Origin of the sequence: Klebsiella sp. MS 92-3, from assembly GCF_000195655.1 — a bacterium.
Classification (GTDB): Bacteria; Pseudomonadota; Gammaproteobacteria; order Enterobacterales; family Enterobacteriaceae; genus Klebsiella; species Klebsiella pneumoniae.
Map to the genome: position 1 here is coordinate 38,802 of NZ_GL882814.1, position 9,665 is coordinate 48,466.

Sequence of the window (9,665 nt, forward strand, 5' to 3'; positions counted from 1 at the left end):
CCTCTTTGTTATGCAGGTCTATTGTCTGACTTGTTATGCGGTTTTCGTGCGGATCAGGTAGTCGAAAGCGCTCAGCGACGCTTTTGCCCCTTCCCCTGCCGCGATAATAATCTGTTTGTACGGCACGGTGGTGCAATCGCCCGCGGCGAACACGCCTTTGACGTTGGTTTCGCACTTCGCATCGATGATGATCTCGCCCATGCGGTTGCGCTCAACGGCGCCTTCCAGCCAGGTGGTGTTAGGCAGCAGGCCAATCTGGACGAAGATCCCCGCCAGCGCGATATGATGCTCATCGCCGCTCACCCGGTCACGATACTGCAGGCCGGTGACTTTGCTGCCATCGCCTTTCACTTCCGTGGTCTGCGCATTAAGAATGATGTCGACATTCTTCAGGCTGCGGACTTTATCCTGCAACACCTGGTCGGCTTTCATCTCTGGGGCAAACTCCAGCAGGGTCACATGCTCTACGACGCCCGCCAGGTCAATGGCGGCTTCCACGCCGGAGTTCCCGCCGCCGATTACCGCTACGCGTTTGCCCTTAAACAGCGGACCATCGCAGTGAGGGCAGTAGGTCACGCCCTTGGTGCGATACTGATCTTCGCCCGGCACGTTCATATTGCGCCATTTCGCCCCGGTGGCGATGATGACGCTACGCGCCTTGAGCACCGCGCCGGAGGCGGTTTCGATCTGATGCAGGCCGCCCTCTGTCGCCGCCGGCGTCAGTTTGGTCGCGCTCTGGGAGTCGATCACGTCGACGTTATAGTCATTGACGTGCGCTTTCAGCGCGCCTGCCAGCTTCTGGCCTTCGGTTTTCGGCACCGAAATATAGTTTTCGATATCCACGGTATCCAGCACCTGGCCGCCGAAGCGTTCGCCCATCAGGCCGGTACGAATCCCTTTACGTGCAGAGTAGACCGCCGCCGCCGCGCCGGACGGGCCGGAGCCAACGATCAGTACATCGTAAGCGTCACGCTGATTCAGCTCTTCCGCTGCGCGTTTTTCCGCACCGGTATCCACTTTGGCGACGATTTCAGTCAGCGTCATCCGTCCCTGACCAAACTCCTGACCGTTCATGAACACCGCTGGCACGCCCATGACGTTACGCTCGGTGATCTCATTCTGGAAGGTCCCGCCGTCAATCGCCGTGTGTTTGATGCGCGGGTTGAGCACCGCCATCAGGTTCAGGGCCTGGACCACGTCCGGGCAGTTATGACAGGAGAGCGAATAGTAGGTTTCGAATTCGAAATCGCCATCAATATCGCGGATCTGCTCCAGCAGCGACTGGGCCTCTTTCGACGGATGACCGCCGGTCCACAGCAGCGCCAGCACCAGCGAGGTAAACTCGTGGCCCAGCGGCGAGCCTGCAAAACGCGGGCCCTGGTCGGAACCTGGGTTAGTAATCAGGAACGAGGGCTTACGTACCGCGAGCGTGTTGTCTTCTTTAAAGGTGACTTTGTCTGACAGTTCAGCGATTTCAGCCAACAGTTCCTTGATTTCTGCCGATTTAGCGCTGTCATCCAGCGTGGCAATCAGCTCAACAGGCTTGGTCAGCTTCTCAAGGTAGGCCTTGAGCTGGGTTTTCATGTTGGTGTCGAGCATTGTTATCTCCTGGGCTTAAAACATCATCATGCAAGCGGCCTCGTCAGGCTGCCTGAATGCGCTTGCATCATGGTGTTGGAATAAAATGGGCGCGAAAGCGCCCATTGATTGCCGGGTGGCACGCCGTTTACCCGGCCTACGATGTTGTAGGCCCGTGCAAGCGTAGCGCCGCCGGGCACAAACAGACTTAGATCTTACCAACCAGATCTAAAGAAGGAGCCAGCGTCGCTTCGCCTTCTTTCCATTTCGCCGGGCAGACTTCGCCTGGGTGAGACGCAACGTACTGCGCCGCTTTGATTTTACGCAGCAGGTCAGACGCATCACGGCCGATACCTTCAGCGGTAACTTCGATCGCCTGGATGATACCCTGCGGGTCAACGACGAAGGTAGCGCGGTCAGCCAGACCTTCATCTTCACGCATGTTGTCGAAGTTACGGGTCAGGGCGCCAGTCGGGTCGCCGATCATCGCATATTTGATTTTGGCGATGGTTTCAGAGCTGGTGTGCCACGCTTTGTGGGTGAAGTGGGTATCGGTAGACACAGAGTAAACGTCTACGCCCAGCTTCTGCAGTTCTTCGTAATGGTCAGCCACGTCGCCCAGTTCGGTCGGGCAGACGAAGGTGAAGTCAGCCGGATAGAAGAAGAAGACGCTCCAGCGGCCTTCGGTGTCTTTCTCGGTGACTTCGATGAATTCACCATTTTTGAATGCCTGGTTTTTGAACGGTTTGATTTTGGTGTTAATTAAGGACATCTATACTTCCTCCGTGTTTTCGTTGAGGTCTAAGTTAACGAATTTTTCCTGACCCGACCAATGCGTTTACATTATCGAATCAATAAGCGTTATCTAACAACCGGAACAAGACAACTCTGTGAACCTGTCGACGCGTTCAGCGCTAATCGCTGTTTTTCGCATCATTTGCCGCGACAAAAGTAAAAAGGCCACCTTTTCAGGCGGCCCCGTTACCTGAAATACCCGAGGGTAGGTTCAGCGCCAGTCAGACTGGCTATGTGTTGCGCTCTACATTACCTTAATGTAACAGCATCCAGTATTACATCACCCACGCCAGCAAAGGGCAATCCGTCATTCTGCTGATCTTGCCTATGACTGTGATAGGTTCGACAATCGTTTTGCCCTTTCCTGCTGATTTTACAAGGAATACTTATGTTAAAGCGTCTGCTGTTACTCAGCCTTTTGCCGTTATGCAGCCATGCGGAGGAACTCCCCGCTCCGGTAAAAGCGATTGAAAAACAGGGCATTACCATTATAAAACCCTTTGAGGCGCCGGGGGGAATGAAAGGCTGGCTGGGCAAATACCAGGACATGGGGGTCGCCATCTACCTAACGCCGGATGGTAAACACGCGATCTCCGGCTATATGTATGATGAGAACGGCAGCAACCTCAGCGAGCAGCTGTTTCAGAAAGAACTCTATACCCCGGCGGGACAAGAGATGTGGAAGAAGATGGCCAGCGCCCACTGGCTGCAGGATGGTCGCAAGGACGCCCCTATCGTGCTGTATGTCTTTGCCGATCCCTTCTGTCCCTACTGCAAACAGTTCTGGCAGCAATCCCGCCCCTGGGTAGAGGCCGGTAAAGTGCAGATCCGCACTCTGCTGGTGGGGGTGATCAAGCCGGAGAGCCCGGCCACCGCCGCGGCGATTCTCGCCAGCAACGATCCGGCGAAAACCTGGCATGATTACGAGCAATCGAATGGGAAAATGGCTCTGACGATCCCGAAAGTTATTCCGCCGGAGAAAATGAAAATGCTCAACGTCAACCAGCAGCTGATGGACGATCTGGGAGCCAACGTGACGCCGGCGATTTATTATATGAATAAAGATAATATGCTGCAGCAGGTGGTCGGCCTACCGGATAAAGAGAAACTGCATATTATGATGGGTGAAAAAGAGTAATTCCATCCCGCAATGGCGCCTGGCGGAAGCGACCGCTGGCGCCACTGTCGACGATAAGATATATTAAGCAGAACTTAACTGTATTTGCCAATAGTTAAATTCACACCGCAAATATTAAGCCACAAAACATTATCATTAAGAATATTATAATCCGCACCGGTAATAAACAGGACTGCATTAATGGCAAATCTTTACGATCTGAAAAAGTTCGATTTGAATTTATTGGTTATTTTCGAATGTATCTATCAACATTTGAGCATCAGCAAAGCGGCGGCGATGTTATTTATCACCCCCTCAGCGGTGAGTCAGTCGTTGCAGCGTCTGCGCCAGCAGTTAAACGATCCGCTATTTGTTCGTGTTGGCAAAGGAATGACGCCCACCACCGCCTGCGTCAATCTTCATTATCATCTACAGCAAAATCTGGAGCAGCTGGAAAAAACCATCAATCTTAATAATCGCTCAGAACTGCGTAAACGTATTGTGATATATGGCCCCCCGCTGTTCTGTTCAGTCAATAGCCACGTTATGATTAACCAGCTCTGTCATCAGGCGAACTTGCAAATTGAGCACCATAACCTGACCACCACCGAATCGGCTGAGGAGCTGCTGGCGTATCGCCAGGCGGACCTGGTGTTCACCCGCATGCCCATTACCAACCGCACCACGATCTGTCAGCCCTATCAGACGGTGCAGACGCTGGCGGTTTGCCGGGCGGGCCATCCGCGACGCGAAACGCTTACCTCGGTAGAGTCACTGGCGCAGGAGTTTTTCACTCACTATATTACCAACGATCCCGTTATTCAGCGCGTGCAGCAAAGCAGCATCGCCTGGCTGAATCCGCGCAATATTGCCTTTCGCAGCGACTCTTTTATGACCATTCTTAACATAATTAATAAAACCGACTTAATTGGCTTTTTGCCTTCCTATTTATATGACTTTATCTCACCCACTATGCAGCTTCACGCCATCAACATAGATAATCTTTTTCCGGATATCACGATCTACATTAATTACCACCATGCATCTTCGCAAAATCATTTTTTAACTGAATTAATCACCATATTAATGAATGATCGAGAGGCATCACGGCCCAAATTTAATCACAGCGAATAACGCCCTTCTGTTCCCCCGCTGCCAGAAACAATAATCGATCATTAATTTCCTACCCCTCATCGTTTATACTGAGCTAACGGGAATTTTCTACTATTAAAGGATTAATGGTCATGTCGTTTATTAAATATCCCTTACCGGAATCGGTGCTGCAGGCAACTGAGCAGCGGATCCAGTGGGTCATGGATAATTTTTCGCGCATCTGTGTCTCTTTTTCCGGGGGAAAAGACTCCACCGTTATGCTGCATTTAACCGCCCAGGCGGCGCGGTTACAGGGGAAAAAAATCTGCGTGTTGTTTATTGACTGGGAAGCGCAGTTCTCCTGCACCATCGCCCACTGTGAAAAACTGCGTGCGCTGTATGCGGATGTTATCGAAACCTTTTACTGGGTCGCCCTGCCGCTCACCACCCAAAATGCCCTGACGCAGTATAAGCCGCAATGGCAATGCTGGGAGCCCGGAACCGAGTGGGTACGCCAGCCGCCGCCCTGGGCCATTACCCACCCGGGCTATTTTTCATTTTATCAACCCGGAATGAGCTTTGAAGCCTTCGTCAGCCACTTCGCCGAGTGGTTTTCGCAGCGTCGTCCCGCCGCCGTGCTGGTGGGCATTCGCGCCGACGAATCGCTAAATCGCTTTATGACGATTTCTTCACAGCGTAAACAGCGCTTCGCCGACGATAAACCATGGACCACTTCAGCGCCGGGCGGCCATGCCTGGTACATCTACCCGCTCTATGACTGGAAAACCGCCGATATCTGGACCTGGTTTGCCAAAAGCGGCGAGCCCTATAACCCGTTGTACGATCTGATGTATCAGGCCGGGGTGCCGCTGCGCTATATGCGCATTTGCGAACCGTTTGGTCCCGAGCAGCGCCAGGGGCTGTGGCTGTATCACGTGCTGGAACCTGAGCGCTGGGCCGCGATGTGCCAGCGAGTGAGCGGCGCGCACAGCGGCGGGGTCTATGCCGGGCATGATAATCAGTTCTACGGTCATCGGAAAATCGACAAGCCCGACCACCTGACGTGGAAAAGCTACGCCCTGTTCCTGCTCGACAGCATGCCGGAAACCACCGCCGAGCACTACCGCAATAAAATCGCCGTCTACCTGCGCTGGTACCAGAAAAAAGGTATGGAGGATATTCCGGATACCCAACCTGCGGACATTGGCACCAAAGATATCCCATCCTGGCGGCGAGTCTGCAAAGTACTGCTCAATAACGATTACTGGTGCCGTCAGCTTTCGTTTAGCCCAACCAAAAGCAGCCACTATCAGCGCTACCGTAAACGCATGGAAAAACATCGCCAACAATGGGGGATATTATGCAACAACAACTGACGCAGGCGCTGGAAGCTTACCTGCAAAAGCTGGATGACGAGGCGCGCATTGAGGCTATCAACGCGTTTCGCCAGGTGCTCCACCACTACAGCCCCTTCCGCTCGCAGCCCGTCGACTGCGTGCTGTGGGTCAAACAGGAGCTGGTCGCCCCCAACGATTACAACCCGAATAACGTGGCGCCGCCGGAGAAGCGTCTGCTGCAAACGTCGCTGGAGGCCGACGGCTTTACCCAGCCGGTCGTCGTCATCCAGCAACGCCCACAGGCGTATACGATTGTCGATGGTTTTCACCGCCATGAGCTGGCCTGCAGCAAAGCCGCGCTGAAAAAAACGCTAAAAGGCTATTTGCCGGTGACCTGCCTGACGAGTGAAGCTGCCTCGCGTGACGGGCTGATGGCAGCGACCATACGCCATAACCGGGCGCGCGGTCGCCACCAAATCCACGCCATGTCAGAGATCGTCCGCGAGCTGACCCGGCTCGGCTGGACGCCGCAGAAAATCGGCAAAGAGCTGGGGATGGATGCCGATGAAGTGCTGCGTCTGAAGCAAATTAGCGGCCTGACAGAGATGTTCGCCGGCCGCCAGTTCTCCCAGGCGTGGACGATTAAGTAACTACAGCTGGCACAAACGCGCCGCCGCAGCCAGCAGAGTCGCCGGCTGTTTGGCGAAGCACAAGCGGATCAGCTTGTGCGGGAACGGATCGGCGCAGAAGACGGAGAGCGGGATCGCCGCCACGCCGATCTCAGTGGTCAACCAGCGGCAGAAGCTGACATCGTCAAGATCGGAGATGGCGCTGTAGTCCGCCAGCAGGAAATAGGTCCCTTCACAGGGCAGGATTTCCAGCCGGCTTGGGCGCAGCGCTTCAATAAACAGATCGCGACGTTCCCGATAAAACGCCGGCAGCTCACGATAATGCTCCGGCGCTTCGCGCAGCATGTCGGCGATCGCCAGCTGCGCCGGGGTATTCACCGAGAAGGTCAGATACTGGTGCACCTTGCGCAGTTCGGCGCTGATGGCCGCCGGGGCCACGCAGTAGCCGACCTTCCAGCCGGTCATATGAAAGGTTTTGCCAAACGAAGAGACCGCCACCGCCCGCTCGCGCAGCTGTGGATGCGCCAGTACGCTGGCGTGGCCGCCCTCAGCAAAGCAGATATGCTCATAGACTTCATCGCTCAGGACATAGATCTCGCGTTCGGCGATCGCCTGCCACAGGGCGGCAAAATCCTTGCGCTGCCAGACGGTGGCCGAAGGGTTGTGCGGGGTGTTGAGGATCACCAGCCGGGTTTTCTCGCTCAGGGCGGCGGCAAATTGCCGCCAGTCGACGCGAAAATGCGGCGGCTGCAGCGCAATACGACGTAACTCGCCGCCGGCCAGCGCCACCGCGGGGGCGTAGCTGTCATAGCTGGGATCGAAACAGATCACCTCGTCGCCGCGGCGCACCAGGGCGGTGATCGCCGCATACAGGGCCTCCGTCGCGCCGGCGGTGACCGTGATCTCGCTGTTAACGTCGGGCTGGTAACCATACAGCTCCGCCGTCTTCCCGGCGATCGCCTCGCGCAGCGCCGGCACGCCGGTCATCGGGGCGTACTGATTCGCCCCCTGCGCCACGTGGTACGCCAGACGCTCCTGAAGATAGCGCGGGCCGTCAAAATCGGGAAAGCCCTGGGACAGGTTTATGGCCTGATGCTGCTGGGCCAGGGCGCTCATCTGGGTAAAAATCGTGGTGCCGAGCGCAGGAAGTTTACTCTCTGGAATCAAGGGGTTATTGTTCATTCTTTTTATACCGATTGTAATGCTGTTGTTGAAGCCACTATAACACGATGTTAATATTTGGCAATCAAGACGCTTAGACGTCTAAATGCTAATGTTATTCCACGCTACGCCCACTCTGGAGAAACCATGATCCGCGCCATCGTGACCGACATAGAAGGCACCACCAGCGATATCCGCTTCGTGCATAACGTGCTGTTCCCCTACGCCCGCGAACGACTGGCCGGCTTTGTGACCGCTCAGCAGCACGCTGAACCGGTTAAAACCATTCTCGACAACCTGCGCCGCGAAACAGACGCCCCCGCCGCCAGCACCGCCGACCTTATCACTACCCTCTTCGCCTTTATGGATGAAGACCGTAAATCCACGGCGCTGAAGGCGCTGCAGGGGATCATCTGGCGCGACGGCTATCTCAACGGCGACTTTACCGGCCATCTCTACCCGGACGTACTGCCGGCGCTGGAGCAATGGAAAGCGCAGGGTATTGATCTGTATGTATATTCCTCAGGCTCGGTGGCTGCGCAGAAATTGTTATTTGGCTACAGCGATGAAGGTGATATTACTCATCTGTTCACGGGCTATTTCGATACCCTGGTAGGCGCCAAACGTGAGGTGCAGTCCTACCGTAACATTGCTGAACACCTGGGCCATGCCCCTGGCACCATCCTGTTTCTGTCGGATATCCATCAGGAACTTGATGCCGCCGAGGCCGCGGGTTTGCGCACTGTGCAGCTGGTTCGCGGCGACCGCGACCCGGCGAGCCATCACCCTCAGGTTCAGCGTTTTGACGACATTCATCCGGAGCAGATCCCAGCATGAGCGCATTAACTCTTTTTTCCGTGACCGATCCGCAAACGCCGGTCTGGCACAGCACCGACGCCAAAGCGATTCAGGCGCAGCTTAACGCCAAAGGCGTCCGTTTCGAGCGCTGGCAGGCCGACCGCGACCTCGGCGCAAATCCCAGCCCGGAAACGGTGATTGCCGCCTATCAGCATGCGATTGATAAACTGGTCGCCGAAAAGGGCTACCAGAGCTGGGACGTCATCAGCCTGCGCGCCGATAACCCGCAAAAAGAGGCGCTGCGGGAAAAGTTCCTGAACGAGCACACCCATGGCGAAGACGAGGTGCGGTTTTTTGTCGAGGGCGCTGGCCTGTTTTGCCTGCACATTGGCGACGAGGTGTTCCAGGTGCTGTGCGAAAAGAACGATCTGATTTCGGTTCCCGCCCACACTCCGCACTGGTTTGATATGGGTTCAGAACCGAACTTCACCGCCATCCGCATTTTTGATAACCCGGAAGGCTGGATCGCTCAGTTTACCGGCGACGATATCGCCAGCGCCTACCCGCGGCTGGCGTAACGTCAAACTGTCGTCAGTCTAAAACCGCCAGGCGCGGGCTTTGCCGGAGGCGGCGCATACCGCGCCTTCTCCGGGCTACCCGCCCCGCCGCCGGCGAGCGACAACGCCTAAACTTCAATAAACTTCGGCGGATCAAAGGCGGTGATCGGCGGCAGCTCCTCTCGCCACGGGGCGATCTCCACCCAGCAGCTCTGGGCGCTACAGCCCTGTCCCAGGCGCGAACTGCCGCGATCCTCGGTTAATACGTTGGGATTACCGTGCTTATCGAGCGACCGTTCTTCCTTCGGATCCAGCGGGTCATACCAGGCGCCGGTGGACATCTGTACCACGCCGGGCAAAATCTGCTCGCTCAGGTGCACCCCCGCCAGAATCGCCCCGCGGTCGTTATAGACTTTCACCACGCTGCCTTCGCGGATATCCCTTCCCTGCGCATCGCTCGGATGCATCCACAGCGGCTCGCGTCCCTGAACTTTCGTCGCCCGGCTGACGCTGCCGTGGTCGTACTGACTGTGCAGGCGGGCGCGCGGCTGGCTGGAGAGCAGATGAAGCGGCCAGCGCGCCGCCTCCTGCCGCTGGCGGG

10 protein-coding genes are annotated in these 9,665 nt (G+C 56.0%); 6 read left to right on the forward strand and 4 right to left on the reverse strand.

The genetic code is table 11. The features are described 5' to 3' along the window. Window positions 1–33: 33 nt before the first annotated feature. The gene (ahpF, locus tag HMPREF9538_RS13075) at window positions 34–1,599 is read right to left on the reverse strand and encodes an alkyl hydroperoxide reductase subunit F (RefSeq protein WP_002894398.1); all 1,566 of its coding nucleotides are present in this window, start codon (window positions 1,597–1,599) and stop codon (window positions 34–36) included. A gap of 187 nt (window positions 1,600–1,786) precedes the next feature. Next, window positions 1,787–2,350 carry an alkyl hydroperoxide reductase subunit C gene (gene ahpC, locus HMPREF9538_RS13070; protein WP_009485193.1) on the reverse strand — a complete coding sequence of 188 codons (564 nt, stop codon included), beginning with the start codon at window positions 2,348–2,350 and terminating at the stop codon, window positions 1,787–1,789. A 411-nt stretch (window positions 2,351–2,761) separates the two neighbouring features. On the opposite strand from ahpC, the gene dsbG reads away from it, so the two are divergent. The 4 genes from dsbG (at window position 2,762) to HMPREF9538_RS13050 (ending at window position 6,569) form a co-directional block, all read left to right on the forward strand. Next, window positions 2,762–3,511 carry a thiol:disulfide interchange protein DsbG gene (gene dsbG, locus HMPREF9538_RS13065; protein ID WP_009485194.1) on the forward strand — a complete coding sequence of 250 codons (750 nt, stop codon included), beginning with the start codon at window positions 2,762–2,764 and terminating at the stop codon, window positions 3,509–3,511. A gap of 180 nt (window positions 3,512–3,691) precedes the next feature. Further along, window positions 3,692–4,624: a DNA-binding transcriptional repressor CitR gene (gene citR / locus HMPREF9538_RS13060; RefSeq protein WP_009485195.1), complete on the forward strand. Its 933-nt coding sequence runs from the start codon at window positions 3,692–3,694 to the stop codon at window positions 4,622–4,624. Window positions 4,625–4,734: 110 nt separating this feature from the next. Continuing rightward, entirely contained in the window at window positions 4,735–5,958 is a 1,224-nt protein-coding gene (locus HMPREF9538_RS13055; RefSeq protein WP_002894369.1) for a phosphoadenosine phosphosulfate reductase, read from the forward strand. Beyond that, on the forward strand, window positions 5,943–6,569 hold the full coding sequence (locus tag HMPREF9538_RS13050) for an IbrB-like domain-containing protein (protein ID WP_004212613.1): 627 nt from the start codon (window positions 5,943–5,945) through the stop codon (window positions 6,567–6,569). The genes HMPREF9538_RS13055 and HMPREF9538_RS13050 overlap by 16 nt, the downstream gene beginning before the upstream one ends. On the opposite strand, the gene HMPREF9538_RS13045 is transcribed toward HMPREF9538_RS13050, so the two are convergent. Next, window positions 6,570–7,715, reverse strand: coding sequence for a pyridoxal phosphate-dependent aminotransferase (locus tag HMPREF9538_RS13045; RefSeq protein WP_020316693.1), 1,146 nt, complete (start codon window positions 7,713–7,715; stop codon window positions 6,570–6,572). Window positions 7,716–7,856: 141 nt separating this feature from the next. Here HMPREF9538_RS13045 and mtnC point away from each other — a divergent pair, with 141 nt between their 5' ends. After that, window positions 7,857–8,546 (forward strand): acireductone synthase, encoded by a 690-nt coding sequence (gene mtnC, locus HMPREF9538_RS13040; protein WP_004179015.1) that lies wholly within the window; start codon window positions 7,857–7,859, stop codon window positions 8,544–8,546. After that, on the forward strand, window positions 8,543–9,085 hold the full coding sequence (locus HMPREF9538_RS13035) for a 1,2-dihydroxy-3-keto-5-methylthiopentene dioxygenase (protein ID WP_009485199.1): 543 nt from the start codon (window positions 8,543–8,545) through the stop codon (window positions 9,083–9,085). The genes mtnC and HMPREF9538_RS13035 overlap by 4 nt, the downstream gene beginning before the upstream one ends. Before the next feature lie 107 nt (window positions 9,086–9,192). Here HMPREF9538_RS13035 and HMPREF9538_RS13030 read toward each other — a convergent pair. Continuing rightward, the coding region (locus tag HMPREF9538_RS13030) for a molybdopterin dinucleotide binding domain-containing protein (protein ID WP_009485200.1) at window positions 9,193–9,665 on the reverse strand (473 nt) is incomplete at its 5' end.

Coding starts and splice junctions, on each gene's coding strand:
- HMPREF9538_RS13035 (WP_009485199.1), top strand. CDS start 8,543: ATGAGCGCATTAACTCTTTTTTCCGTGACCGATCCGCAAACGCCGGTC.
- mtnC (WP_004179015.1), top strand. CDS start 7,857: ATGATCCGCGCCATCGTGACCGACATAGAAGGCACCACCAGCGATATC.
- HMPREF9538_RS13050 (WP_004212613.1), top strand. CDS start 5,943: ATGCAACAACAACTGACGCAGGCGCTGGAAGCTTACCTGCAAAAGCTG.
- ahpF (WP_002894398.1), bottom strand. CDS start 1,599: ATGCTCGACACCAACATGAAAACCCAGCTCAAGGCCTACCTTGAGAAG.
- dsbG (WP_009485194.1), top strand. CDS start 2,762: ATGTTAAAGCGTCTGCTGTTACTCAGCCTTTTGCCGTTATGCAGCCAT.
- ahpC (WP_009485193.1), bottom strand. CDS start 2,350: ATGTCCTTAATTAACACCAAAATCAAACCGTTCAAAAACCAGGCATTC.
- citR (WP_009485195.1), top strand. CDS start 3,692: ATGGCAAATCTTTACGATCTGAAAAAGTTCGATTTGAATTTATTGGTT.
- HMPREF9538_RS13055 (WP_002894369.1), top strand. CDS start 4,735: ATGTCGTTTATTAAATATCCCTTACCGGAATCGGTGCTGCAGGCAACT.